At 67.2% G+C, this 26,373-nt stretch carries 24 protein-coding genes; 15 read left to right on the top strand and 9 right to left on the bottom strand.

The window, feature by feature from the left end:
- The first annotated feature begins 5 nt into the window (after positions 1–5).
- Both C5B90_RS18660 and C5B90_RS18655 read left to right on the top strand, forming a co-directional pair.
- Complete coding sequence (locus C5B90_RS18660) at positions 6–1,685, top strand: TraB/GumN family protein (RefSeq protein WP_115883446.1); 1,680 nt, start codon at positions 6–8, stop codon at positions 1,683–1,685.
- Positions 1,682–2,305 (top strand): metalloprotease, encoded by a 624-nt coding sequence (locus tag C5B90_RS18655; RefSeq protein WP_115883445.1) that lies wholly within the window; start codon positions 1,682–1,684, stop codon positions 2,303–2,305. The genes C5B90_RS18660 and C5B90_RS18655 overlap by 4 nt, the downstream gene beginning before the upstream one ends.
- 478 nt (positions 2,306–2,783) lie before the next feature.
- Here C5B90_RS18655 and C5B90_RS18650 read toward each other — a convergent pair whose 3' ends face one another.
- Positions 2,784–3,020 carry a hypothetical protein gene (locus C5B90_RS18650; RefSeq protein WP_115883499.1) on the bottom strand — a complete coding sequence of 79 codons (237 nt, stop codon included), beginning with the start codon at positions 3,018–3,020 and terminating at the stop codon, positions 2,784–2,786.
- A 414-nt stretch (positions 3,021–3,434) separates the two neighbouring features.
- Here C5B90_RS18650 and purM point away from each other — a divergent pair, with 414 nt between their 5' ends.
- Both purM and C5B90_RS18640 read left to right on the top strand, forming a co-directional pair.
- Positions 3,435–4,409: a phosphoribosylformylglycinamidine cyclo-ligase gene (purM, locus tag C5B90_RS18645; protein ID WP_115883444.1), complete on the top strand. Its 975-nt coding sequence runs from the start codon at positions 3,435–3,437 to the stop codon at positions 4,407–4,409.
- A gap of 72 nt (positions 4,410–4,481) precedes the next feature.
- Positions 4,482–5,786, top strand: a complete 1,305-nt coding sequence (locus C5B90_RS18640) for a cytochrome P450 (protein WP_115883443.1) — start codon at positions 4,482–4,484, stop codon at positions 5,784–5,786.
- A gap of 63 nt (positions 5,787–5,849) precedes the next feature.
- On the opposite strand, the gene C5B90_RS18635 is transcribed toward C5B90_RS18640, so the two are convergent.
- A complete protein-coding gene (locus tag C5B90_RS18635; RefSeq protein ID WP_115883442.1) occupies positions 5,850–6,389 on the bottom strand; it encodes a CBS domain-containing protein in 540 nt (179 codons plus the stop codon).
- Positions 6,390–6,506: 117 nt separating this feature from the next.
- Positions 6,507–6,866 (bottom strand): DUF555 domain-containing protein, encoded by a 360-nt coding sequence (locus C5B90_RS18630; protein ID WP_004970698.1) that lies wholly within the window; start codon positions 6,864–6,866, stop codon positions 6,507–6,509.
- Between the two features lie 340 nt (positions 6,867–7,206).
- On the opposite strand from C5B90_RS18630, the gene C5B90_RS20955 reads away from it, so the two are divergent.
- Both C5B90_RS20955 and psmB read left to right on the top strand, forming a co-directional pair.
- Entirely contained in the window at positions 7,207–7,380 is a 174-nt protein-coding gene (locus C5B90_RS20955; protein ID WP_198526065.1) for a hypothetical protein, read from the top strand.
- A gap of 148 nt (positions 7,381–7,528) precedes the next feature.
- Positions 7,529–8,260 carry a proteasome endopeptidase complex subunit beta gene (psmB, locus tag C5B90_RS18625; protein ID WP_004976882.1) on the top strand — a complete coding sequence of 244 codons (732 nt, stop codon included), beginning with the start codon at positions 7,529–7,531 and terminating at the stop codon, positions 8,258–8,260.
- Positions 8,261–8,398: 138 nt separating this feature from the next.
- Here the strand turns inward: psmB and C5B90_RS18620 are convergent, their stop codons facing one another.
- Together C5B90_RS18620 and C5B90_RS18615 are read right to left on the bottom strand one after the other, a co-directional pair.
- Positions 8,399–8,776 (bottom strand): hypothetical protein, encoded by a 378-nt coding sequence (locus tag C5B90_RS18620; protein ID WP_115883441.1) that lies wholly within the window; start codon positions 8,774–8,776, stop codon positions 8,399–8,401.
- Positions 8,777–8,897: 121 nt separating this feature from the next.
- Positions 8,898–10,427 (bottom strand): hypothetical protein, encoded by a 1,530-nt coding sequence (locus C5B90_RS18615; protein WP_115883440.1) that lies wholly within the window; start codon positions 10,425–10,427, stop codon positions 8,898–8,900.
- A gap of 118 nt (positions 10,428–10,545) precedes the next feature.
- On the opposite strand from C5B90_RS18615, the gene ligA reads away from it, so the two are divergent.
- From ligA to C5B90_RS18590, 5 genes are all read left to right on the top strand, one after another.
- On the top strand, positions 10,546–12,303 hold the full coding sequence (gene ligA / locus C5B90_RS18610) for an ATP-dependent DNA ligase LigA (protein ID WP_115883439.1): 1,758 nt from the start codon (positions 10,546–10,548) through the stop codon (positions 12,301–12,303).
- A gap of 73 nt (positions 12,304–12,376) precedes the next feature.
- Positions 12,377–12,727, top strand: coding sequence for a hypothetical protein (locus C5B90_RS18605; RefSeq protein ID WP_115883438.1), 351 nt, complete (start codon positions 12,377–12,379; stop codon positions 12,725–12,727).
- A gap of 93 nt (positions 12,728–12,820) precedes the next feature.
- Positions 12,821–13,528: an MBL fold metallo-hydrolase gene (locus C5B90_RS18600; RefSeq protein WP_115883437.1), complete on the top strand. Its 708-nt coding sequence runs from the start codon at positions 12,821–12,823 to the stop codon at positions 13,526–13,528.
- 80 nt (positions 13,529–13,608) lie between these two features.
- Positions 13,609–14,442, top strand: coding sequence for an alpha/beta fold hydrolase (locus C5B90_RS18595; RefSeq protein WP_115883436.1), 834 nt, complete (start codon positions 13,609–13,611; stop codon positions 14,440–14,442).
- 79 nt (positions 14,443–14,521) lie between these two features.
- On the top strand, positions 14,522–14,764 hold the full coding sequence (locus C5B90_RS18590) for a hypothetical protein (RefSeq protein WP_115883435.1): 243 nt from the start codon (positions 14,522–14,524) through the stop codon (positions 14,762–14,764).
- Between the two features lie 6 nt (positions 14,765–14,770).
- Here C5B90_RS18590 and C5B90_RS18585 read toward each other — a convergent pair whose 3' ends face one another.
- A complete protein-coding gene (locus tag C5B90_RS18585) occupies positions 14,771–15,871 on the bottom strand; it encodes a DNA topoisomerase IV subunit A (RefSeq protein ID WP_115883434.1) in 1,101 nt (366 codons plus the stop codon).
- On the bottom strand, positions 15,871–18,267 hold the full coding sequence (locus C5B90_RS18580; protein ID WP_115883433.1) for a DNA topoisomerase VI subunit B: 2,397 nt from the start codon (positions 18,265–18,267) through the stop codon (positions 15,871–15,873). The genes C5B90_RS18585 and C5B90_RS18580 overlap by 1 nt, the downstream gene beginning before the upstream one ends.
- Before the next feature lie 253 nt (positions 18,268–18,520).
- Here C5B90_RS18580 and gyrB point away from each other — a divergent pair, with 253 nt between their 5' ends.
- The 3 genes from gyrB to C5B90_RS18565 all read left to right on the top strand — a co-directional run bounded on the left by gyrB (position 18,521) and on the right by C5B90_RS18565 (position 23,519).
- On the top strand, positions 18,521–20,440 hold the full coding sequence (gene gyrB / locus C5B90_RS18575) for a DNA topoisomerase (ATP-hydrolyzing) subunit B (RefSeq protein ID WP_115883432.1): 1,920 nt from the start codon (positions 18,521–18,523) through the stop codon (positions 20,438–20,440).
- Between the two features lies 1 nt (position 20,441).
- Complete coding sequence (gene gyrA / locus C5B90_RS18570; protein WP_115883431.1) at positions 20,442–22,997, top strand: DNA gyrase subunit A; 2,556 nt, start codon at positions 20,442–20,444, stop codon at positions 22,995–22,997.
- A 108-nt stretch (positions 22,998–23,105) separates the two neighbouring features.
- Positions 23,106–23,519 carry a hypothetical protein gene (locus C5B90_RS18565; protein WP_115883430.1) on the top strand — a complete coding sequence of 138 codons (414 nt, stop codon included), beginning with the start codon at positions 23,106–23,108 and terminating at the stop codon, positions 23,517–23,519.
- Between the two features lie 3 nt (positions 23,520–23,522).
- Here the strand turns inward: C5B90_RS18565 and C5B90_RS18560 are convergent, their stop codons facing one another.
- A complete protein-coding gene (locus tag C5B90_RS18560) occupies positions 23,523–23,993 on the bottom strand; it encodes an NUDIX domain-containing protein (RefSeq protein WP_042663302.1) in 471 nt (156 codons plus the stop codon).
- On the bottom strand, positions 23,993–24,892 hold the full coding sequence (rocF, locus tag C5B90_RS18555; RefSeq protein WP_115883429.1) for an arginase: 900 nt from the start codon (positions 24,890–24,892) through the stop codon (positions 23,993–23,995). Before rocF ends, C5B90_RS18560 begins: the two co-directional genes overlap by 1 nt.
- Positions 24,893–24,980: 88 nt before the next feature.
- Between rocF and C5B90_RS18550 the strand changes: the two genes are divergently transcribed.
- Complete coding sequence (locus C5B90_RS18550) at positions 24,981–26,360, top strand: TIGR00341 family protein (RefSeq protein ID WP_233512124.1); 1,380 nt, start codon at positions 24,981–24,983, stop codon at positions 26,358–26,360.
- Positions 26,361–26,373: the final 13 nt, after the last annotated feature.

The raw sequence follows: 26,373 nt of genomic DNA, 5'->3' as shown, positions 1-26,373 counted from the left end.
CGGCGATGAACGATTCGTCGCCCGGCGAGGGTCACGTCCGCGTCGTCGGCACGGCCCACGTCTCGGCCGACAGCGTCAGAGAGGTCGAAGAGACCGTCAGGGAGGAGCGTCCCGACGTCGTCGCGGTCGAACTCGACGAGGGGCGCTACCGGCAGATGAAGGGCGGAACGCCCGACGACATCGAAGCGCGCGACCTGCTTCGCGGCAACACCGTCTTCCAGTTTATCGCCTACTGGATGCTCTCGTACGTCCAGTCGCAGATGGGAGACAAGTTCGACGTGAAGCCCGGCGCGGACATGCTCGCGGCGGTCGAGACCGCCGAAGAGGAAGGCCTCGACGTGGCGCTCGTCGACCGCGACATCCAGGTGACCATCCAGCGCTTCTGGCGGCGGATGGGCACGCTCGAAAAGATACGCATGGCCGGCGACCTCCTGTTCGGCGTCGCCGACGCCCGCGGGGTCGGCGCGGTGTTGGGCATCGCCGTCGGCGTCTTCCTCGGGCCGCTCGTCGGCCTGTTCGGGGGCGCGGTCGGCGTCACCGACCTCCTGTTGACGCGCACCGCCACCGCCGCGGTCCTCGGCGCCGCGGCCGCGTACATGCTCTACACCGTCGCCTCGTTCTCCCTCGACGGCGACGACGCGGTTCTCGCGGGCCTCGGCGGCGGCGCGGCAATCGGTATCGTCGCCGGCTTCGGCCTCGGAATTGGAACCGGTCTCGTCTCGGGTATCCTCGGGAGCCTCGGAACCGCCATCGTCGGGAGCCTCGTTATCGGCGTCCTTGCGGGCGTCGTCGTGGGCATCACCGCCGGCGCGGTCCTGAACGCCTTCGGCCTGTTCGCGCCCGCCGAGGGCGACGCCGACTACGAGGAGTTCGACATGGCCGAACTGACAGACGGCGACGTGGTCTCGGCCATGATGGAGGAGTTCCGCCGGTTCAGCCCCGGCGGCGCTGAGGCGCTCATCGACGAGCGCGACGCCTACATTGCCCACCAACTCGTCGCACTCCGGCAGTCCGGTCGGCACGTGGTCGCCATCGTCGGCGCGGGCCACCGCGAGGGCATCGAGAACTACCTCGAACACCCCGAGACGCTCCCGCCGATGGAGTCGCTCGTCGGCGTCGCCGAAAAGGACGGCTTCCCGTGGGGCAAACTGCTCGGCTTCGGCGTCACCGCCGTGTTCGTCGCCTTCTTCGTCCTCCTCGCGATGGCCGGCGTCGGCAACGAACGGCTCTTGACCATCTTCGGCGCGTGGTTCCTCATCAACGGCGTGTTCGCCGCCGCCCTCGCCAAGGTCGCCGGCGCGCGGTGGACCTCCGCCCTCGTCGGCGGTCTCGTCGCGTGGATGACCTCCATCAACCCGCTTCTCGCGCCCGGCTGGTTCACCGGCTACGTCGAACTCCGGCACACGCCGGTCAACGTCGGCGACATCGGCAAACTGAACGAACTGCTCTCCGACGAGGAGACGCCCATCGTCGAACTCGTCGGCCAGATGTTCGACGTGCCGCTGTTCAAGCTCATCATGGTCGTCGCCATGACGAACATCGGGAGCATCATCGCCAGCTTCCTCTTCGTCACGTACGTCATCCCCGTCATCGCCTCCGACCTCGGCGGCATCGCGGGCGTGACGAATCTGATGTTCGAGGGCGCGCGCAACAGTGCCGACCTCATCTGGAGGTCCCTGACGTGAACGTCTCCTTTTCCTCGCGCGAACTCCGCGACCTGCTCGTCGCGTGGGTCGCGCTCGGCCTCGCCTTCGCCATCTTCTTCGCTGGCGGCGGCAACCGCACCATCCAACTGCTGACGAGCGGGTCGTTCGGCCTCGCGCTCGTCGTGAGTCTCCTGACGGCCGGCGTGGGCTTTCTCCTCCACGAGGTCGCCCACAAGGTCGTCGCCATCAGGTTCAATCAGGTCGCCGAGTTTCGCGCGGACTACGGCATGCTCGCGGTCGCAATCATGAGCGCGCTCGTCGGGTTCATCTTCGCCGCGCCCGGCGCGGTCTACCACCGCGGCGTGCTCACGGAGCGCGAACACGGCCTCATCGCCCTCGCGGGACCGGTGACGAACCTGCTGCTCCTCGTCGCGTTTGCGCCGGTGCTCGTCGTTGGCGTCCTCGTCGGTTCCGACGTGGTCCAACTCGTCGGCTCGCGCGGGCTCATCATCAACGCCTTCCTCGCGGCGTTCAACATGCTCCCGTTCGGCTCTCTGGACGGCAAGACGGTCAAGGCGTGGAGCACGCCGGTGTTCGCCGGCGTGCTCGCCCTGTCGATTCTCCTCACCGTCGGCCTGTTCCTGTTCGTCGGGTTCTGACCCGACCGACGGGGTTTCGGACGACCCCAATCGCGCTATCGCTGGCTCGTCTCGTTCTCGAAGTCGCGAGCGACCGCTAACGTCGAGACGCGGGCCGGAGAGCACTCGGAAGACTCGGAATGCACAGACGGTACTCGGGGCGCGTCAGGGACGAATGGGGGGAGAAGGGGGACCGTACGAGTGTGGCGGGGGCCAGTCGCCGTCGAGGTCGGGATTCGGGGGTAGTTGCGGCCGTGGAGTGCAGTTCGAGACGCGGGGTTGGGTTGGGTTGGGTTGGGTGTGAGCAGAGGTTAGCTGAGGTTGGTGTTCGGGTTGGAGTTGGGCTAAGGTTGGTGTTCCGATTGGAGTCGGTGTCAGGTGGGCTAATTTGCAGACGGTTCGCGGTCGGGCAGGGGCAGACGCGCGCCGTGTGGAGGGGAAAGCGTCGACGGGGAACCGAGACGAATCCGGGTTGGTCGTACGCGTCGGGGACCGCGGTTTACTGCTGGCCGTGGTTGCGCCCGAGAACGAGCGCGACGGCGTGGACAGCGATGAGCCCGGCGAAGAGGGGGAGTTCGCCGGCTGAGAGACCGCCGCTGAGGACGGGCAGATACGCGAGGGGAAGCGTGACTGCCGACCAGAACGCGACGGTTTCGAGGGGGGCATACGCGAGGCGGCCGATAGTCGATGCGAAGTCGAGCGCCATCGAGTCGGTCGTGGAGGGGATTCCGGACATCGTCACTTCTGCATACGACAGGGACCATCATATAAGGGGCCGAGCGTTACCGTGAATTCGCTTCTTTTTCGACTGTTCAGACCCGGCTTAGGACGAACATTCTTCTTTCGTAACGTTTTATGAAGCTACCAAAACCGCCGAGAAATTTTATACTGCTCTCTGGAGCTTTTTCGCAAATATTGCAAAAGTTGCAGATTATTCAACATGATCGGCTCGGAGAACGGCCGATTAGGAGGCTCGTAGTCGGTTCGGAGCGGGGTGGTCGGAGAGCGCGCGCGACCGGCAGGACGTGCGTAACCGGAAGGGCGACGACGACACGATCGACGACCGACCGGCGGTGAACACTCACTTATGCGAGAACGTGTATGATTCGTACCCTGTGATTTTATATTTCGGCCTATCTCGTACACGAACATGACGAACGACGACTCCGAAGGGATGACCTACGCCGACGCGGGCGTCGACATCGAGGCGAGCGAGGCCGCGACCGCCGCGCTCGTCGCACAGGTCGGCGGCGGGTCGGGCGACTACGCCGGACTCCTCGACATCGGCGACCGCTACCTCGGACTCGCCACCGACGGCGTCGGCACCAAACTGCTCGTCGCCGAGGCGCTCGGCGACTACTCGACGGTCGGCATCGACTGCATCGCGATGAACGCCAACGACCTCGTCGCGGCCGGCGTCCGACCCGTCGCGTTCGTGGACTACCTCGCGGTCGACGCTCCCGACGAAACGTTCGCCGAGCAGGTCGGACAGGGCCTCTCCGCGGGCGCCGAGGAGGCCGACATCGAACTCGTCGGCGGCGAGACGGCGGTCATGCCCGAGGTCATCAACGGTCTCGACCTCGCGGGCACCTGCGCGGGACTGGCGAAGAAAGACGCCATCTTCCCCGGCGAGGCCGAGGAGGGCGACGCCCTCGTCGGCTTCCCGTCGTCGGGCATCCACTCGAACGGTCTCACGCTCGCCCGCAAGGCCGCGACGGCCGACGGCGACTACGAGGACGCGTGGGACGGAGACGACTACGACACCGTCGGCGAGGCGCTCCTCGAACCGACACGGCTCTACACCTACCTGCTGGACGACCTGCGCGCCGCCGAGGCGAACGCTGCGGCCCACGTCACCGGCGGCGGCTGGACCAACCTCGAACGCATGGGCGAGTTCCGCTACGTCGTCGACGACGCCTTCGACCCCCAGCCGGTGTTCGAGTTCGTCCAGGAACGCGGCGGCGTCTCCGACGAGGAGATGCACACGACGTTCAACATGGGTACCGGCTTCGTCGCCGCCGTCCCCGAGGAGAACGCCGAGGCGCTGGTCGAAGCCACGGACGGCCGCGTCATCGGGCACGTCGAATCGGGCGAGGGCGTCTCGATTCGCGGCCTCGACCTCTAACCGCGGAAAGGCCCTCTAACCGAACTGTTCGATTAGAAGCACTATTTTATCGATGTTCGCCATAGTGGAGGTGTGACTTCACCGCCACCGACACCGAGCGGCCTCCCGCTCGTGGGACACTCCCTCGGCTTCGCGGCCGACCCGTTCGGCTTCGTCGCCGACCTCCTCGCGGACCACGGCGTCGAGGACGCGGTCGGACTCGACGTGGTTGGGATGGACGACCTGTACGTCCTCGCCCACCCCGACCACTTCGAGCGGGCGTTCGTGACCGACCGCGATTCCATCGTCAAGGGCGGCGAGTTCGAGGCCGCCTTTGGCGACGCCGTCATCGCTGCCGAAGGAGACGAGTGGCGGCGACAGCGCGACGAGCTAGACCCCTTCTTCCGCTGGGAGCGCGTCGACGAGTACGCGTCCGTGATGCGCCGACAGGTCGAGCGCCGCCTGCGGACGTGGCCCGACTCGGGAACGCTGTCGCTCGAAGCCGAGATGAAGGCCGTCACCCTGGACATCATCTTCGCCACCATCCTCGGGCGGGAACTCGACCTCGACGGCGACGAGCGGATTCGGGCGGCCGCCGACGGTCTCAACGGTCGCTTCGCGCCCGCGTCGTGGGTCCTTCCGTCGTGGGTGCCGACGCCGAGCCGGCGGCGGTTCGACCGGGCCGACCGCGTCCTCCGCGAGGAGGTCCGAAAGCTGGTCGAAACCGCCGACGAGGAGAGTCTGACGCGCCGACTCGCCGACGCGCTCGGAACCGACGCCGACTACCCGGCGACCGTCGAGTCGCTGGAGAACCAACTCGTGGGCATGATTTTCGCCGGTCACGAGACGACGGCGCTGGCGCTCACCTACGCGCTGTACCTGCTCGCAACGCACCCCGAGACCCGCGAGCGCGCCGCCGCCGAGGTCGACCGCGTCGTCGGTGACGGCCCCGTGACCGCGGAGGCGACCGGAGAACTCCCGGTGCTCGAACGCGTCATCAAAGAGACGCTCAGACTCTACCCGCCGGTCCACACCCTCCCCCGGGAGACGGCGAAGCCGTTTCCGACCGGCGACCGGGTCATCCCGGCGGGCACGGACATCCACCTCTCTATCATCCGCATCCACCGCGACGACCGGTGGTACGACGACCCGCTCGCGTTCCGGCCCGAGCGGTGGGACCGCGAGCGCGACCGACCCGCCTACGCCTATCTCCCCTTCGGGGCCGGGCCGCGAAGCTGTCTCGGTCGGGCGTTCGCGCTCACGGAGGCGAAAATCGTGCTCGCGACCGTCCTCCGCGACTTCGACCTCGACTGGGGCGGCGACGGAGCGTTAGCAATCACGCCCGAGATGACGACCCAACCGAAGGGCGAGACGCCCCTCGTCGTCCGACGGCGCTGAGTCCGTCGCGATGGGCCTCCGTTACTGGTTCCGGTTGCCGGTTCCCGTTCGCGGGGCTCGACCTCAGATGTGGGCCGCGATGTCGGCCTCGGTGATGATGCCGACCGTCTCGCCGCCCTCGACGACGATGATGGCCGAGTTGTGGTCGAGGTAGACGCCGATTTCGTCCAGCGTCGTCTCGGGTTCGACGGTCGTGACGCCCTCGGACATGACCTCGTTGACCGGGCGGTCGGTAACGTCGTCCTCTTGGACGTGCCGGATGTCGGCGTTCGAGATGATGCCGAGCGGGCGGCCGTTCTCGATGACGGGCAACTGCGAGAAGCCGGCGTCGAGCATGATGTCGCGCGCCTCGCGGACGGAGTTGTCGGGGGCGACGCTCCTGACAGTCGTGTTCATGATGTCCTCCGCGCGCACGATGCGACCCTCGGCCTCGTCCAGCGCCTCGACGATGCGCCGGAGCGTCGAGAGGCGCGGGTCGACGTCGCCGCCCTCGATGCGGGCGATGAGCGGCTGTGAGACGCCGGCCATTTCGGCGAGTTTGCTCTGCGTCAACTCAAGGGAGTTCCGCCGTTCCCTGAGGTCCTGCGGCGTGGGGAGTTCCATGCCGGGATGATAACCCGTAGTTATGAAAAAGTGTTCCGGTCGCTCGCCTCGGGGGTCGCCCCGGTTGCGCCGGACGACGCAGCGCGGCGCGACGCGGTCGACCCCGACGACGCGGCGTTACTGGTCTTCGTCGGAGTCGAACTCGCGGATGTCGATGACGTCGAGGGGGACGTCGCGGAGCGCGCCGCCGACCTCGCTTTTCGCGATGCGGGAGGCGTGCTTCTCGCCGTCCGCGTTGAAAATCTTGATTTCGAGGAGCAGGCCGACGAGCGCGGTGTTGGCCGCGATGAACGCGGAGTCGAACGGTTCGCCACAGGCGGGACAGGGCGTCGCGCCGACTTCGACCTCGACGTACTCCTTGTCCTTCTGGTTGAGTCGCTTGCCGGCCTCGCTGACCGCGACGCCGATGGCGTCGTCGATGTCTTCTACGTCCCGGACCAACCAGGCCGCCTCCATCGCGACGAGATAGTTGCTCATACACACGTTACGCGCCGGTGGGGTTTCGTGTCTTGTGGTTCGAGCGCCGGGGCGCGTGGGATTCACACACCCGGGCAGCGAATCGACCGCGACGCGTCCGAGCTCGCGACGCTCTCGTCGCCAAACCGGAGCGCGCACGGCTCGCGCATGCCACGGGGATTATCGCTATAACTTATGGAAAAGTGCTCCGCGGGTCACGCGCGACTCACGCCGAATAGTCGGTCTAGTTGGAGTAGAGACAAGTGCGCTTTAATCAGCAGACAGCGTCGGGGTGGAGTGCGGTCGTCTGAGAGAAGATTTATATACCGGCACCGCGCGAGCCTCGACTGAGGACACGGTGATGATACCCCGCCTAACGAAGTACGTCCTGTTCGCCGCCTACCAGCTATCGGTCGCGATGGGCATCGCGCTGCTCCCCGTCGCGCTCGCCGCTCGCCGGATGGGTGTGACCCTCCCGATTCGCCGGCTCGTGGAAACGACCGGAACCGCCTACGAACGCGCCGCGACTCGCTAACGCGACTCGCGCGACTCCCTCCTCCCGACAAAACTCGCCGCGAGCGACCGCGCCGCCCGGCCGCCGCCGACGCGCGTCTGACGCTTTGGCACCGGCAACGGCGAGGTGAAGGGTTGCATTTATCAGCGCCGAAGTGCAATCGCTGACAATGCGTACCCCGACTCACGACGAGTTCTCCGGCCGTCTCGACTCGCTGAACGGCGACCGCTCGAACGTGTTCGGTCCCGAGCTCGGCGAGTTCCCGCACGCCGAGCGTCGCGCCGACTCGCTCGGAGACAAAGAGACGAAGACCGGAACGACCACCGTCGGTATCAAGACCGAAGACGGCGTCGTCCTCGCGACCGACATGCGCGCGAGCATGGGCTACATGGTCTCCTCGAAGGACGTCCAGAAGGTCGAAGAGATTCACCCGACCGGCGCGCTGACCATCGCCGGCTCCGTCTCGGCCGCCCAGTCGCTTATCAGCTCCCTCCGCGCCGAGGTTCGACTCTACGAGGCCCGACGCGGCGAGGACATGAGCATGCAGGCGCTGTCGACGCTCGTCGGCAACTTCCTCCGCTCGGGCGGGTTCTACGTCGTCCAGCCCATCCTCGGCGGCGTCGACGAGACCGGACCCCACATCTACAGCATCGACCCCGCGGGCTCCATCCTCGAAGAGGAGTACACCGTCACCGGCTCCGGCAGCCAGTACGCCCTCGGTGTGCTCGAACAGGAGTTCGAAGACGGCCTCAGCATCGACGAGGCGAAGCAGGTCGCCACGAAGGCCATCCGCTCGGCGGTCGAGCGCGACCTCGCCTCGGGTAACGGCATCAACATCGCCGTCGTCACCGAGGACGGCGTCGACATCCAGCGCCACCAGAACTTCGAAGGCCTCGAATAAGTCGCCCGCAGTCGGCGGTTTCTCTCCGTTTTCGCGATTCGCGACCGGCGGGACTGGCCGGGCTCCGCAAGAAGGCCCCGTGGTGGGACTCCCGCGGTGGGGCTCCCGCAGCGGAACCCCCGCGGCCGCAGTTCTCACTCAGTCGCCGCCCGGAAGCGGCCGAAAGAGCCCGTACCACGCCCGGTAGACGACCACGCCGAGGACGCGCCCGAACCCGAAACTGTACCGGAACGACTCGGTGCGGGGGAGCAGTCGGCGCTGGACCGCGATACCGACGAGGTTGACGGCCATCCCGCGACGCCGATTCGTGCGAATCTGCCAGCTATCGCGGTCGTACGCCCACACCTGTCCGATTCCCCAGGCTCCGCCGACGGCGATACCACCCGGCGACAGCGACGTTGGTTCGTGCGACTCGTCGTCGCTGGAGCGGAGCAGGCGACGCATCGACACCATCCAGAGCGCGGTGAGAACTGCGATACCGAGTTGAGCGACCGCTTTCGTCCGACGGGAGACCATGCGCGATGTTCGCGGGGCGCGATAATAGTTATTCCTCCGACAAGAACGAGTGACACGCGCGGGAGTCAGCGGCCGACAAGGACGCCCGCGAGCGTCGTCGGCGACGGGCGCGAGCGGTGAGTTAGAACCAGTCGGCGAACGCGCCTTCGAGCAGCGAGTCGGACTGCCGCTCGACGTACTCGCGTTGCATCTCGCGGAGCGCCGCCTCGAAGTCGCCGCCGTCGTCGAGGGCGTCGCGGACGCGGGCGCGCTTCCAGTCGGCCGGCGTGACGCCCGTCTCGACGCGCTTGCGTAGGGGTTCGAGGTAGTAGTTAGCCTCCTCCTCGGAACAGCCCGCGAGCCGGAGCCCGTCGCGGGCGTGGACGAGCAGGTCCTCGTAGAGGTCCGCGCCGGTCACGTCGTCGCCGTCGACGTCGATCCAGCGCAGGTCGCCGTGTGGGCCCTCGCGCATCGCGGTGTAGAAGTTCTCTTCGGCGGTCTCCCAGTCGAGGTCGATGACGGGGTGGTCGAGTCGGGGGAGTCGCTCCATGAGGCCCGCGAAGGCGGCCTGGAACGCCACGGAGTCGCGGACGGTCGGCTGGCCCGCGATGGGGCGGAACTCGATGCGGGCGTTGGCCGACGAGCGGGACGCGCCGTCGAACACCGGGCGGACCCACCGCCAGTAGGTGCCGTGCTTCCGGCGGAGCGTGGCGAAGTCGTCGTCGAAGCGGTCGCCGCGTTCGACCGACATGGGGACCATCGTGGAGTCCTCGACGACGCGGTCGACGGCGTCTTCGACGGTGTCGAGGTCGCCGGGGAAGGAGACCTTCTCGTGGTCGCCGGAGTTGAGCACCGACTCGAACACCGCGATGCGGTTTTCGTCCCAGCCGTCGCCGAGAATCTCGTCTGCCGTCGCGTCCTCGTCGTAGAGGTCGGCGGGGAAGAATGGCGAGTTGACGCCGAGCGCGAGGAGCGGGCCAGCGACCCGGAGCGCGTAGTTGAAGTGGTACGGCAGGTCGTCGGCGTGCGGGACCTGATAGTGCGGCTGGATGGACGTGATGAGCGCCTCGGGCATCACGGTGTCCGCTTCGAGCGAGACGTGCGGCGCGTCGAGCGTGAACGACGCTGGGGCGGTCGGCCCGTTGGCCATCGCGTGGTACCGCACGGAGTTGCTCATGTTCGTCGCGAGGCGGACGCCACCGTCGGTGACGGAATCGGTCAGGTACTCGCGGGCGCTCTCGCCGGCCGGCGGGATGCTCCACATCCCGTCGGAGACAAGGCGCATCCCCTCGGCGGCGGCGCAGTCGAGCGCGGCGTCGAGTCGGGCGCGGACCTCGGACTCCTGCGCGCGGAGCCCGTGGGGGTTCAGCGGCTGGGGGCTCGTGGTCATCTCGGCGTTGTGGAGCCCGAGTTCCTTCTCGAAGCCCATGAGGCCGAGCAGTCGGCGCGGAACCCGCATGAGCGCGTGCACGTCGTCTTCGCTCGCGGACCAGCGACCGTCGGAGACGGCGTAGAACTCGTACTCCAAGCCGACGATTGACTGGTGGTTGTCGAAGGTCCCCTCGCGCAGTTCGCGCTTGAGCACCTCGGCGTCGGCTTTCGCTTGCGCTTCGAACTCGGCCGCGTCGACCGCGAGCACGTCTTCGACGCGCTCTGCGAGGTCGTCGCTCATACCCGGCGTTCCGGCGTCAAGCGCCTTCAACTTCCCGGCACTCCGGACGTTCGACAGCGAATCACATCCCCGACGACTGTCGAGACGCTTTTGCCCCGCGCGGCGATACCCACGGACGATGCAGTTCGCCGAGTTCGCCGCCCGCGCCGCCGAGATAGAAGCCGAGCCAGCGGACCTCGCGGTCGTCTCGCTCCTCTCCGACCTCTTTTCGGACGCCGGCGACGACCTCCCGACGGTCGCCCGGTTCGTCCAAGGTCGCGTCTTCCCGGCGTGGGACTCGACCACGCTCGACATCGGCCCGCGGCTCTGCCACGAGGCCATCGCCCGCGCGGCCGGCCCGAACGTCTCCGCAGACGACGTGGAAGACCGCCTCGCCGACCGTGGCGAAATCGGCGCGGTCGCCGCGAGCTACGACTTCGGCGGCCAGCGCGGCCTCGCCGCCTTCGGCTCGGGCGGACAGGACGGCCTGACCGTCGCCGAAGTCGATTCGGAACTCCGCGCCCTCGCGGCCGCCTCCGGCTCCGGCAGCGAAGAAACGAAGCTCAAGACGCTCTACGGCCTGTTCAACCGAACCGACCCCGACGAGGCGCGCTTCCTCGCCCGCCTCGTCCTCTCGGAGATGCGCATCGGCGTCGGCGAGGGTGCCGTCCGCGACGCCGTCGCGGAGGCGTTCCTGGTCGACCCCGCGGACGCCGCCGCCATCCGCGACGACGACGCCGACTCGGAGACCGAAGACGCCGCCCGCGACCGCCGGAACGAGGCCATCGCCGCCGTCGCCCGCGCCCTACAGGTGTCGAACGACTACGGTATGGTCGCCGAACTCGCCCGCGACGAGGGCGAAGCCGGCCTCGACGGGGTTCGCCTCGAAGTCGGTCGCCCCGTACAGGCGATGCTGGCGCAGGCCGGCACGGCCGCCGACGCGCTCGACGAGTGGGAGACCGCCGCGGTCGAGACCAAGTTCGACGGCGCGCGCGTGCAGGTCCACCGCGACGCCGACGGCGAGGTCTCGCTGTTCTCGCGCAACATGGAGGACGTGACCGGCGCGCTCCCCGAGGTGGTCGAGTTCGTCGCGGACGCGGTCGACGAACCCGTCATCCTCGACGGCGAGGTCGTGGCGATGGACGACGACGGCGAACCCCTCCCGTTTCAGGAGATTCTCCGGCGCTTCCGCCGGAAGCACGACGTGGGACGGATGCGCGAGGAGGTCCGGGTCGAACTCCGGGCGTTCGACTGTCTGCACGCCGACGGCGACGACCTCCTGACCGACCCGCTTGCCGCCCGCCACGACCGACTGACCGCGGTCCTCGGCGACGAGTCGGCGGCTGTCTCGGACCTCCTCCTCTCGGACGACCCCGACGAAATCGCCGCCTACGAGGCCGATTCTCTCGACGCCGGCCACGAGGGCATCATGCTGAAGAACCCCGACGCTCCGTACTCGCCGGGCGACCGCGGGAAGAACTGGCTGAAGCGCAAGCCCGACGTGGAGACGCTCGACCTCGTCGTCACCGGCGCGGAGTGGGGCGAGGGCCGCCGCGCGGAGTTCCTCGGAACGTTCCTCCTTTCGGCCCGCGTCGAAGCCGAGTCCGGCGACGACGCCTTCGAAACCATCGGCAAGGTCGCCACGGGCATCACCGACGAGGAGTTGGCCGAGTTGACCGACCTCCTCGAACCCGAAATCGAACGGGAGTCCGGCAAGGAGGTCGACATCCGCCCGTCGGTCGTCTTCGAGGTCGGCTACGAGGAGATTCAGGCGTCGCCGACGTACTCCTCGGGCTACGCGCTTCGATTCCCGCGGTTCGTCACCGTCCGCGAGGACAAAACCGCCGAGACGACCGACTCGCTGGAACGCGTCGAGCGACTGGCCGACTCGCAGTAAGCGACGTTCGCCGCGAGCCACGCCCAAAGAGATATACTGTCGGTGCCTCGACGTTTCCCCACGGTGACCACACGTGAATCTTGACGCCCTCCTGAAGCCGCTCTTCCTCTATACGGGCCTCCTCGGTCTGCTCACGGTCGGAAGTGTGTATTTCGCCACGCACTCGGGACTGTACATGCTCGGGTTGACGGGAGTCGGCGTGCTCCTCGTCGTGCTCGGCGGCGGTGCCGTGGGACAGATGGGACCCAGCAACGTCGAACACGCGGGCGAGAAGGGCGGGACGAACAGGGTCGTCTCGAACGCGGGGCTGTGGTCGACCGTCGAGACGGACACCTCGCTCCGCCTCACCCTCCTGTTCTACGGGGCCGGCGTGTCCCTGTGGAGCCTCGTCGTGTTCGGCGTCCTGCGCGACACGCTCGTCTGAGCGAGGGCCCGCGCATCCGCGCCCGTCGCCCGTCGCACCGGACGCCTCGCCCCGAGAGCCGCGCTTTTTACCCCTCGGTTCGAGGTGTCGCGTATGACCATCAAACACGACGGCCTCGACGTGTCGTGGCTCGGCTACGCGACCGTCAGAATCGAGTCGCCCGACGGCTTCGTCGTCTACTTCGACCCCGGACGCTACGGCGTCCTCGACGACTACTACGCCCGCGACGGCGACCTGATTTTAGTCACGCACAACCACCACTACGACTCCGACGCCATCGAACAGGTCGCCGACGCCGACGCGACCGTCGTCGCCTTCGAAGGTGTCGACGCCGCGACCATCGACCGAGACGTGGTGCCGGTCGAAGACCTCCCCTACGAGACGGTCCGCGTCGGCGAGGAGGACCACCTCACCGTCGGCGAGGTCGACGTGTGGTCGCTCCCGGCGTTCAACGACCCCGACGGGCCACATCTCCGCGACGGCGACGTGGTCCACCCGCAGGGCTTCGGCTGCGGCTTCCACATCTCGATTGCCGACCGGACCGTCTTCTGGCCCGGCGACTCCGACGTGCTCGAAGGCCACAAACACCTCGAAGTCTCGCTGTTTCTCGCCAACATCGGCGGTTCGGTCGTGATGGACCGCCACGAGGCCGCCGACCTCGCGGAGACGCTCGACCCCGACCTCGTGCTCCCGATTCACTACAACACCATTCCGCTTCTCGAAACCGACCCGGACGCCTTCGTCGTGGACGTGGCGAACCGCGGTATCCCGGTCGTCCTCGACGACCCGGACCAAGTCTGAGGCGGAACGGCGGGGCGGACAGCCGGACGGACTGACGAACGGACAGAACGATTTTGCCGCGCCGGGCCGTCCGTTCGCGTATGGACCTCGACTACGGCATGCTCGGCGGCCGGCGGCCCTACTACCGCTTCGGCGACGCCGACGCCGACCCGCTCGTGGTGCTTCCCGGCCTCTCCGACGCCTTCCAGCGCACTGACCCGAACCGCGCGACTGCGGCGGCGCTCGCCGGACTGTTCCGCGAGTTCGACGACCGCGACGTGTGGGTGGTCGGCCGACCGCGACACCTCCCGGTCGGTTCGACCACGCGCGACATCGCAGCGGGCTACGCCGGCGTCATCGACGAACAGGACCTGTGGCCGGCCGACGTTATCGGCGTCTCGATGGGCGGCCTCGTCGCCCAGTATCTCGCCGCCGACTACGGCGACTACGTGGACTCGCTGGCCGTCGTCTCCGCCGGGACGCGACTCGGCGGCCACGGCGAGAACGTCGTGACGCGCTGGCGCTCGCTGGCGGGCAAGGGTCGCTGGGCCGAGGTCGTCGCCGACGCGGAGCGGGAGGCGGCGACGGGGCTCGAAGCGACCGTCGCCCCGTCACTCATCGAGGCGGCCGGCCGAGTCGTCGACTTCCGGCCCGCCGTCCCCGCCGACGCCGTCGTCTCCTGTACGGCCTGTCTCGAACACGACTCCCGAGAGATACTCGGCGACATCGACGCGCCGACGCTCGTCGCCGCCGGGAAGTCGGACCGACTCTTTCCCGAACCGCGGATTCGGGAACTCAAAGACGGCGTCGCGGACGCGACGCTCGCGCTGTTCTCCGGGGCGGGACACAACCTCGCGACGAGCGAGCCACGAACGCTGAACGGCGTTATTAGACGCTATTTCGACGGATTCCGCGGCGACGGGCTGTATCCGTAAGCGCGAACCGCGAGCGGCGAGGGCCCCGAACCCTCCCCGCGGCAACAGACACATACAGCAGGCGGCCGTCGGACCGCCCATGCGCGACGCCCTCCGGTCGAGCCCGCTTTTCAGCGGTCGCCGACTCCTCATCTGTCTCGTCGTCACGCTCGTCGTCGTGACAACCGACGCGCTGTTTCTCCATCTCGAACCCATTCGAACCGCCACGGACTTCGCGACCGAGGTGGCGATACACACCCTCGGGTTCTACGGCGGCTACACTATCGTGGCGCTGTTCAATCGGTCCGGAGCGGAGCGGGAGAAAAGCGGCGACCGGGGGTGACCGGAGTTAGATGACGCCCATCTCGTCGAGCCGCGTCGGCAGGTACTCGTCGGTCACGAAGTCGAGACCGCGGGAGGCAAGCGCCTGCTGTTCGGCCTTCTTGCCGATGTCGAGTTGCAGTTCTATCTGTTCGGTCCAGTAGTCGCCCATGAACCGCGGGTCCTCCAGTTCGGACTGGAGGGCGTTGATGTCGGAGTCCGCGAGCGGGTCGGTCGGGAGGTCGTAGTCCACGATGTCCTGCGGCTGGATGCCGACGAACCTGGCTTCCGGCGTCGCGAGGTGCTCCGACAAGTGCGCGGACTTGATGGAGCCGTAGGCGACGGAGCCGAAGATGCGGTAGGACCACGGGTCGCCGTCGGTGAAGACCACGACCGGCAGGTCGAGTTCGTTGTGCAGGCGCTTCGTGATGCGACGAGTCGCCCGCGCGGGCTGACCCTTCAGGTGGACGATGAGCACGTTGTACTCGTCGTCGAAGCCGTTTTCGACGAGGCGGTCGCGCATACCACCGGTCTCCACGCAGAGGACGAAGTCGATGTCGTGGTCGAGGAACTCGATGGTGTCGGGGTTGTTCGGAATCTGGTAGCCGCCCTCGCCCACGTCGAGTTGGCAGTGGATGTCGCGCTCGCCGCGGCGAGTCTGCTCGCGGAGTTCGAGCGGGCCCATGAGGGTCGCACCCGACTCCTCGGGCCGCATGTGGAAGTCCTCGCGGGTGACCTCGGAGACGATTTCGAGGTCCTCGATGAGCTGGTTCGACTCGTCTTGGTCGGAGAAGTGCGCCTCTTCTGCGTCCCACGACTCCGAGATGTAGTACAGCTCACGAAGGGTGGACGAGCGGTCCTCCTCCAACTGCCGCGCGAGGAACTCGATGGTGTAGGAAGCCTTCAGGAGCTTTCTCGCCCCCCGGACGCTGTTCGCAGAGCGCGTCGAGGTCCGGTCGCCGTACACCCAGACGTTGGAGTTCTCGTCGTACTCGATGTTGCTTTTCGTCCGCGTCGGGAGCGTCATGTGCGGAATCTCCCCCGCGTCGAACTGGTCGTAGAACTCAGCCGCGAGGTCGATGAGACGCTCGCGGGCGCGTTCCTCGGATGTCTTCCGTTCGGATGCCATTATACGTTCACCGTGAGTTTCTCCGTCTCGACGCCGTCGACGTTGATGTCGAACGACGCGTCCTGTGCGACCGAGTACGTGAGCGTCGCCGTCTCACCGGACGACACCTCGGGGTTCCACTTGACGAACCACTCCCCGTCGAGGTCGACGACCGTCGCCTCGCCGTCGAGGCCGCCCGGCTCCGCCGAGACGATGTCCGTGATGTCCGGCGACTCGTTCGTGTTGGAGTAGTTCTTCACCGTGAGCGTCACCTCGCCGTCTTCGACGGCGCGCTCGACGGTCAGGTTGTTCATGATGCGGCCGAGCGCGCCGTCGATGTTGGGCTCCGGTCGGCCGGTGACCTCCGAGAGCTTCGTCGCCATCTGCGGGAGGATGCGCCCGAGCACGTCCTGTTTCTTGCGGCGCTTCTGGAGCGACCGCCGCTTCGAGAGGTAGGACTTGAGTTCGCGGGCCGCCTCGCGGATGGCGAGTTCGACCTCGTCTTGAATCGCCGGCACGTCCGCGAGCGCGTCCTTCGACTCGCTCGTGAAGGGGACGTTCGTGGAGGCGACGTGGACCATGAGGACCGCGGGGCCGTTCGGCATGCCGCTGCCGCCCGGTTGGTCGAGGCCGTAGTTCCGCCAGCCGATGTCCTTGACGACGTGGGTGATGGTACACGCCCCCTGCTGGTAGACGAGCGGGACGCGGTTGGCGAAGCGGAGCAGGTCGATTTTCCCCTCGGACTTCAGTTCGCCGCCGTAGGCGATGCCGGCCTCGACGATGAACGGGTCGCCGCCGTGGACCTCGGCGTCGCGGGTCGCCGCGGCGTAGAAGTCGGCGTCGAACTCCTTTTTCAGGCCGGCTTCCACGAGGTCCGCGGAGATTGGAGAGAGGCAGTCCGTCGGCGGCGCGAGGATGTCCGTCTCGCGCATCGCGTCGAGCAGGTCGCGGGCCACGTCGCGGTCGTCGGCGACCTCTCGGACCTTCGGCACCTCGTCGGCGACGGTGCGCATTCGCGACCAGACGGCGTCGGCGATGTTCTCCTGTGCCGTCTCGCCGTAGGTCTCGTCCTCGCGTTCTTTGGTTCGCTCGGCGGCCCACGCGACGAACTCGGCCACCTCGCCGCGGGTGGCGCGGTCGGCCGGGCCGGTCGTCTCGGCGAACTGCGTGGCGATAGAGCGCGCCATCGACAGCTTGCCGGCGTCGTCTTTCTGCGTGGTCGTCACGTCGTCGACGATGGCGTACACGTCGCCCTCGCGGTCGTCGGTGAGGACGGGCCACAGCGCCTCGACGACGTTCTCGCGGACCGTCTCGCCGAACGAGGTGTCGGTCTCCTCGCCGACCGTCTCGGCGACGTTTCCGACGATGGTGACGAGTTCGCCGTGGGCGATGCGGTCCTTGCCGACGACGATATCGACCAGTTCGTCCGCGAACGCCGCGGTCGCCTCCTTGCCCTTGTTGGCGACGGCGTCCTCGACGACGGCGACGAGTTCGTCCGCCTCGGTCGCGTCGGGCGTCCGCCACGTCATCTCGCGGCCGAAGTGCCGGTCGCGGAAGGCGTCGTGAACCTTGTCGGAGGTCTTCGCGCCGACGCGGGTGAACTCCTCTTGGAGGAAGCCGGAGACGGAGTACGACTCGGTCGCCGAGAGCATCTTCAGGAGCGTCCCGAGTTCGACGCCGTGGGGGTGGGGACGAATCTCCTTCGTCTGCTTCGGAAGCTGGTCGGTCGCCCGCTCGAACTTCATCGGCTCGTCGAGGCCGGGTTCCCGGAGTTCGATGCGGGCGTGGGGGTTGACGACCGCCGTGTGGAGGATATAGTCGTGAAGCTGTTGGCGGGCGCGCATGTTGGCTTCCATCTCCAACTCGATGCGCGTGCCGTGGGGGCGGTCCCACGAGGTCGTCTTCTCGGTGCGAATCTCGGGTTCGTTCTGGTCCGTGTTGATGACGAGTTCGAAGTACTCGGCGTCCTCCGAGCCCTGCGTCCGACTCGTCACCTTGGCGGGCTTCCCGCTCGTCAACTGCGAGTAGAGGACCGCCGCGGAGATACCGATACCCTGCTGGCCGCGGGACTGTTCGCGCGCGTGGAAGCGAGAGCCGTAGAGGAGCTTCCCGAACACTTTGGGCACCTGCTCTTTCGTGATGCCCGGCCCGTTGTCCTCGATGACGAGGCGGTAGTAGTCGCCCGCCTCGGCGATTTCCACGTAGATGTCGGGCTGGATGCCCGCCTCCTCCGTGGCGTCGAGCGCGTTGTCCACCGCCTCCTTGACGGCGGTGACCAACCCGCGGGCTCCGCTGTCGAAGCCCAACATGTGCTTGTTCTTCTCGAAGAACTCGGCGATGGAGATCTCCCGCTGGCCCTTCGCCAGCTCCTCTGCGATCCCCGGCTCGTCACCGAGTGTCGACTGGAACGAGGTCATTTCCTGATGCGCATCTACCCAGTCCCGCGTTAAGTACTCACCGGCAACGGAGTGAAAGTGAAATCCGGGTGTTGACGCGCGTCGAAGGCTGTCCACAACAAAACGACGAATCATGCTACACAGAGTCACCCACGAAACACGCGTCAGCCGGTCGAAATCGCCGGACGCGGAAACCGCTACGCGGGACTCCAGTAAGTAGTACGCGCCCGCGCGTGCGAGCCTTTAAGGGACGGGCTATCCTAGGCCAGTTCAGATGTCACAGGATAACGAGTACGGGGCCGGACAGATTCAGGTCCTCGAAGGGCTTGAAGCCGTTCGAAAGCGTCCGGCGATGTACATCGGGTCCACCGATTCTCGCGGACTCCACCACCTCGTCTACGAAGTCGTCGACAACTCCATCGACGAGGCGCTTGCGGGCCACTGCGACGCCATCGAGGTCGCCGTCCACGAGGACGGCTCTGTCAGCGTCACCGACAACGGCCGCGGGATTCCGGTAGATACGCACGAACAGTACGACCGACCCGCGCTGGAGGTCATCATGACCGTCCTCCACGCCGGCGGGAAGTTCGACAACAAGTCCTACCAGGTCTCCGGCGGCCTCCACGGCGTCGGCGTCTCCGTCGTCAACGCGCTGTCGAGCGAACTCGAAGTCGAGGTCAAACGCGACGGCGCGGTGTGGACACACCGCTTCGAGTTCGGCGAGCCACAGGTCGACGAGTTCGAGCGCGTGCGCGAACTCGAACCCGGCGAAGACACCGGAACGACCATCCGATTCTGGCCGGACGACGGTATCTTCGAGACGACCGAGTTCGACTTCAAGACGCTCGAAAACCGCCTGCGCGAACTCGCGTTCCTCAACTCAGGCGTCGAGATTTCGCTCGCCGACGAGCGGAGCGACGAGTCCAGCACGTTCCTCTTCGAGGGCGGCATCCGCGAGTTCGTCGAATACCTCAACGAGACCAAGACGGCCCTTCACGACAACATCATCTACTACGACGACGAGTCGGAGGGCATCGAGGTCGAAATCGCCATGCAGGCGACCGACGAACTGCAGGGGTCGATTCACGCGTTCGCCAACAACATCAACACGCGCGAGGGCGGTACGCACCTAACTGGATTCAAGACGGCGCTCACCCGCGTCGTCAACGACTACGCGAACACCCACGACATGCTGGACGACCTCGACGGCGACAACCTCCGCGGCGAGGACGTCCGAGAGGGACTCACCGCCGTCATCTCCGTCAAGCACCCCGACCCGCAGTTCGAGGGCCAGACGAAGACGAAGCTCGGTAACTCCGAGGTCCGCGGCATCGTCGAGAGCGTCACCCACCAGCAGCTCGGGACGTTCTTCGAGGAGAACCCGGACACGGCGACGGCCATCATCTCGAAGGCCGTCGAGGCCGCCCGCGCCCGCAAGGCCGCGAAGCAGGCCGAGGAGCTCACCCGCCGCAAGTCGGCGCTCGAATCCACCTCGCTGCCGGGGAAGCTCGCGGACTGTCAGAGCCGCGACCCCGCCGAGTCCGAGCTGTTCATCGTGGAGGGCGACTCCGCGGGCGGGTCGGCCAAGCAGGGCCGCGACCGCAAGTTCCAGGCGATTTTACCCCTCAAGGGGAAGATTCTGAACGTCGAGAAACACCGCCTCGACCGCATCCTCGAAAACGACGAGATTCGGGCGCTCATCACCGCCATCGGCGGCGGCGTCGGCGACGAGTTCGACATCGAGAAGGCGCGCTACCAGCGGCTCATCCTGATGACCGACGCCGACGTCGACGGCGCGCACATCCGGACGCTGCTGCTCACGCTCCTGTACCGCCACATGCGCCCCCTCATCGAGGCCGGCTACGTCTACGCGGCCCAACCGCCGCTGTACCGCGTTCGCTACCGCGGCAACACCTACGACGCGATGGACGAGGCCGAGCGGGACCGCATCATCGAGGAGGAATGCAACGGCAACCCCACGCAGGTCCAGCGGTTCAAGGGGCTCGGCGAGATGAACCCCGACCAGCTGTGGGACACGACGATGAACCCCGAAAACCGCGTCCTCAAGCGCATCACCGTCGAGGACGCCGCCGCCGCCGACCGGATGTTCAACATCCTGATGGGCGACGCCGTCGGGCCGCGAAAGCAGTTCATCAAGGACCACGCGAACGACGCCGAATGGGTAGACATCTAACATGAGCTCTGACGCACCAGATTCTTTCGAACCGGGCGCGGGTATCGCGGCCGAAGTCAAGAACGCGCGCATCGAAGACGAGATGGAGCAGTCGTACATCGACTACGCGATGTCGGTCATCGCGGGTCGGGCGCTCCCCGACGTGCGCGACGGCCTCAAGCCAGTCCACCGACGCATCCTGTACGCGATGCATCAGGCCGGCGTGACCTCCAACTCGTCGCACCGCAAGTCCTCGTCCATCGTGGGCGAGACGATGGGTGACTACCACCCCCACGGCGACTCCGCCATCTACGACACCCTCGCGCGCATGGCGCAAGACTTCTCCATGCGCTACCCGCTCGTCGACGGGCAGGGTAACTTCGGCTCGGTCGACGGCGACCCGCCGGCCGCGATGCGCTATACGGAGGCGCGGATGTCTCCCATCGCCGAGGAACTCCTCGACGACATCGACAAGGACACCGTCGACTTCCAGTCGAACTACGACGACCGCAAGGAGGAGCCGACGGTCCTCCCGTCGTCGTTCCCGAACCTGCTCGTCAACGGGTCGTCCGGCATCGCGGTCGGGATGTCCACGAACATCCCGCCGCACAACCTCGGCGAGGTCATCGACGCCACCGTCGAACTCATCGAGAACCCCGAGGCGACCATCCCGGACCTGATGGAACACATCAAGGGCCCGGACTTCCCGACCGGCGCGAACATCGTCGGCCGCAACGCGGTCCACAAGGCGTACAAGACGGGTCGCGGTCGCGTCCGCGTCCGCGCCGACTACGACGTGTTCGAGGAGGAAGGCCGCATCGTCATCAACGAACTCCCGTATCAGGAGAACAAGGCCCGCCTCATCGAGCGCATCGCCGACGACGTGAACGAGGGCAAGATAGAGGGCATCCGCGACATCCGCGACGAGTCCGACCGCGACGGCATCCGCGTCGTCATCGAACTCAAGCGCGGCGCGATGGCCGAGGTCGTCAAGAACCAGCTTCTCGACAACCATCTCGAATCCACGTTCGGCGTCATCAACCTCGCGCTCGTGGACGGTCAGCCGCAGGTGCTGACGCTCAAGGAGACGCTCGAACACTACCTCGACCACCGCCGCGACGTGGTCCGCCGGCGCTCCGAGTACGAACTCGCCGAGGCCGAAGACCGCGCGCACATCCTCGAAGGCCGCCTGAAGGCCCTCGACAACATCGACGACGTGGTCGAGACCATCCGGAACTCCGAGAGCCGCGACGACGCGAAGGCCGCGCTCCGCGGCGAGGTCGAAGTCGAAGTCGACGGTGAACCCCTGCCGACGTTCGACTTCTCCGAGGAGCAGGCGAACCACATCGTCTCGATGCAGCTCGGCTCGCTCACCTCGATGGAGGCGGCCGAAATCGAAGACGAGTACGAGGACGTACAGGCGACCATCGAGCGCCTCGAAACCATCCTCGGCGACCAGTCGGAACTCGACGCAGTCATCGAGTCCGAACTGCTCGACATCAAAGACGAGTACGCCGACGACCGGCGGACCTCCTTTGTCGCCAACACCGGCGAGGTCACCCGCGCCGACCTCATCCCCGAGGAGGACGTGGTCGTCATCGTCAGCGAGGACGACTACATCAAGCGCATGCCGGTCTCCCGGTTCCGCGCCCAGCACCGCGGCGGCAAGGGCATCATCGGGACGGACCTCAAGGAGGGCGACAACGTCTCGTCGGTGTTCGTCACGAACACCCACGACGACCTGCTCTGTTTCACCAACCACGGACAGGTCTACCAACTCAAGGCCTACCAGGTGCCCGAGATGTCGCGGACCGCCCGCGGGAAGTCGGCGGTCAACCTGCTCGACTTCGACGACGGCGAGGAGATTACCGCCGTCGTCAACTGCGACGACCTCGAAGATATCGAGGGCTACCTGACGATGGTGACCCAGAACGGCTACATCAAGCGGACCGGCACCGACCGGTTCCAGAACATCCTCTCGACGGGTATCATCGCCACCAAACTCGACGAGGGCGACGAACTCGTCGACGTGGAGGTCACCGACGGCGAAAGCGACCTCGTCATCGGCACCGAACAGGGAATGTCTATCCGCTTCGACGAGGACGAAGTGCGCGCGATGGGCCGCTCGGCCCGCGGCGTCCGCGGCATCAAACTGACCGGCGACGACGTGGTCGCCGGCGTGGCCGCCATCGACGAGGCCCACCACAGCTGGATTCTCACCGTCACCGAGAACGGCTACGGGAAGCGCACGGACCTCGACGCCTACCGCAAGCAGTCCCGAAACGGCAAGGGGCTCATCGACATCAAGACCAACGAGCGGAACGGCCCGGTCTGCGCCATCAACACGGTCGGCGAGGGCGACCACCTCGTCGTCATGTCCGACGAGGGCCAGATTCTCCGGACGCCCGTCGAGGACATCTCGACGGTCGGCCGCAACACGATGGGCGTCATCGTGATGGACCTCGACGAGGGCGACGACGTGGCCTCCGTCGACGTGATTCCGGCCGCGATGACGACCGAAGACGAGGAACTGGACGACGTGGAAGGGGACGCGGAAACCGACGCGGACGACGAGTAAGTCGGCTCTCCCCGGCGACGGATTCTTTTTGCTGACCCCCACCGGAGAGTCGCGGCTCCGACCGACGCTCCCCGAAGACATTTACCTCGGCCGAGGGGTCGTCTCGGCATGAGCGTGCGACCGCGGTCGAGAGTCGTCGGCGTCTCGACGCTCGCGTTCGTCGTCGTCCTCGGCGGTCTGACGGCGCTTCGGGCGTGGAACCTCGAACCGCCGACACCCGTTCAGTCGCTCGTCGTCGATGCGGGCGCGGTACTGGTCGTCGCCGGCGTCGCGTCTCACGTCGCCCGCGGCGAGCGCGTCGGCACACGAATCGGCGAGGGTGTCGTCCTCGCGCTCGGTCCGTGTCTCGGCTTCGCGGTCAACCTGTTCGTCCCGGTTTCGACGATGGAGTCGCCGCTGTGGGTCGCGTACCCGCTCGTCGCCGGCGCGATGCTCGCGCTCGCGCTCGGCGGTGTCGGTGCGGGTATCGGGTACGTCGTTCGAGTCGTGAGAGCGAGAAAAACCAGTAACAGCGCGTCGTAGCTCCTATTTCTCCACGTCCGACGGCTCTCTGGTCAGGTCGTAGGTGTAGTGTCGCGGCTTGCGGTCGCGGAGCCAGTCGCGGAGCGGTTCGACCCGCGGGCGGTAGGTGAGCGTCGACCCGAGTGCGGTCAGCGGGAGGAACTTCGCCGCCTCGATTTCGTCGTCGGGGTCGCTCGGCGACGGCGTCGGGTCGTCGGCGACGGGCGTCGCGTGGTAGAACCGCTGGAGATAGATGCGGCGGTCCGGGGCGCGAATCTCGCTCGTGAAGGCGAGCGACTGGATTTCGACTTCGACGCCGGTCTCCTCTGCGGCCTCGCGGGCGGCCGTCTCGAAGAAGAACTCCCCGGGTTCGGAGCCGCCTTTCGGCAGTCCCCAGCGGTCCTTCTCGTAGACCGCGAGCACGGAGTTCTCCTGTAGGACGACGACGCCGGCGGCCAAGTCGTGCGGGGCGGGGGCTTCTCTCGGCGTCGACATCAGAGGATGCGCTTGCCGAAGGCGCTTGCGGCGAGTTCGGTCGCGAGCGTCGCGGTCTCGTTGTGCTCGTCGAGGATGGGGTTGACCTCCACGAGTTCGAACGAGCGCATGGCCTCCGAGCGGGCGACGAGTTCCATCGCCGCGTGAGCCTCGCGGTAGGTCACGCCGCCGCGGACGGGCGTCCCGACGCCGGGGGCCTCGCGGGGGTCGAGCCAGTCGAGGTCGAGGCTGATGTGGACGCCGTCCGTACCGTCGGTCGCCACGTCGAGGGCGTCGTTCGTCACGTCGGTGATGCCTCGCTCGTCGATGTCCGACATCGTGTAGACCGTGACGTCGGTGTCGCGAATCGCCTCGGCCTCCGCGCCGTCGACGGAGCGGAGTCCGACGATTGCGACGTTTTCCTCTTTCAGGCCGTCGGCGTTCGCCCATTCGACGCCCTCGAAGTCGCCGATGCCGAGGGCGGCCGCCAGCGGCATGCCGTGGACGTTTCCGGACGGGGAGGTGCTCGGCGTGTTGAAGTCGCCGTGGGCGTCGAACCAGATGACGCCGATGTCGGCGTCGCGGGCGCTCCCGACCAGCGAGCCGATAGCGATGGAGTGGTCGCCGCCGAGCGCGAGCGGGGTCGTCCCCTCGTCGAGCGCGGTCGAGACGGCGTCGGCGAGGCTCGTCGTCACCTCTTCGACCTCCTGGACGTGTTTGGCGTTCGCCGCCCCGGCGTCCGCGTCCCGCGTCGCGTGGTGCGGGACCGCGAGGTCGCCCGCGTCCGTCGGCGAGACGCCGGCGGACTCGAGTTGCCCCGCGAGTCCGGCGTATCGAATCGCGGAGGGACCCATGTCCACCCCGCGTCGATTGGCACCGTAGTCCGTCGGTGCACCGAGAATCCTGACGTTCCGTTCCATAGTTGACCAACTCGGTCGGGGTGTTTAGTGGCATCGGAAAAACACCCTTATTGATAATTCCGTCCGCCGCCTTCCGGGAGGCCGCCGTATGGCGACGTGGACTCCGGCCCGCCGCAAGGCCATCTCGCTTTTCCGCGACGGCGTCGTATCGGGTGCCATGCGGCACTTGCAGATTCGCGTCGAGGCGGGGGAACTCGACGCGGTCGTCGATGCGCTCCGAAGCGAGGACGTTGACCCGGTCGTCCTCCCGGTCGGCGAGTCCGACGCCGACTCTCGGTCGTACCTCATCGAGTTCCCGCTGCCGACGGAGGCGGTCGACAGAGTCAGAGAGACGCTCTCCGAGGCGGGGTTCGAGGAGCGCTACCTCGTCATCGGCAACATCGAGTCGGCGACGACGCCGCACTACGACCGGCTCGTCGAGCGGTACGTCGAGGGCGACGAGGAAGAAGAGCGCGTCTCGAACGAAGAGATTCTGACGAAGGCGCACGACCTCAACCCCCAGCCGACGGCGTACTACGGGATGACGGTGCTGAGCGCGCTGGTCGCCACGGCGGGGCTGTTGCTCGACTCGCCCGCCCTCGTCGTCGGGTCGATGGTTATCGCCCCGCAAATCGGCGCGGCGCTCATGGCCAGTGTCGGCGCGGCGCTCGGAGAGGACGCGATGTTCACCGACGGCGTTCGCTCGACGGTTGCTGGTCTCGCCGTGGCCATCGTCGCCGCCGCGGCGCTGGGGTGGGGACTCAAGACGGCGCAGTTCGTGCCGTCGGCGCTGAACGTGACCACGGTCGAGCAGATAGCGAGTCGGTCGTCGCCGGGACTGTTGACGCTCGTCGTCGCGCTCTGTGCGGGGGCGGCCGGGGGCGTCGGCTTGGCGACTGAACTCCCCGTCTCAATCGTCGGCGTCGCGGTCGCGGCCGCGACCGTTCCCGCGGCGGCGGCCGTGGGTATCGGCGTCGCGTGGGCGATTCCGGCGGTCGCCGTCGGGGCGCTCACCCTCCTCGCGGTCAACGTCGCGAGCATCGTCCTCGCGGGGACGCTCGCGCTCTGGTACCTCGGCTATCGGCCGAGCTACTGGGACTCACCGGGGTCGGCGAGACGGCGGCTTCGCTCGTTCTTCGGGACTAGAGCGACGTGGGTGGCGCTCGTCTTTCTCGGCCTCACCGTGCTCGGCCCGGGCTCGCTTCTCGCCTCGCAAATCGCGTTCGAGAACCGCGCGACCGGGGCCGTCCAGACCGTCCTCGACGACTCGGAGTACGACTCGCTCGAACTGCTGTCGGTCGGCGTCGAGTTCGAGACCCTCGGAATCGAGGACGGCCCGCGACGGATAACGGTGACGGTCCAACACCCGGTCGGTCGCCAGTACCCGCAGTTGTCGTCGCGAATCGGAGACCGAATACGCGAGGCCACCGGGAGGGACGTCGTCGTGACTGTGAACTTCGAACAGCGGAGTCGGTCGAGGCCGTCGTGACCGACTGAAAGGG

This window comes from Haloferax sp. Atlit-12N, assembly GCF_003383095.1.
GTDB lineage: Archaea > Halobacteriota > Halobacteria > Halobacteriales > Haloferacaceae > Haloferax.
Note: the sequence above shows the minus strand (reverse complement) of the source record. Positions and strands in the feature narration are given on the sequence as shown.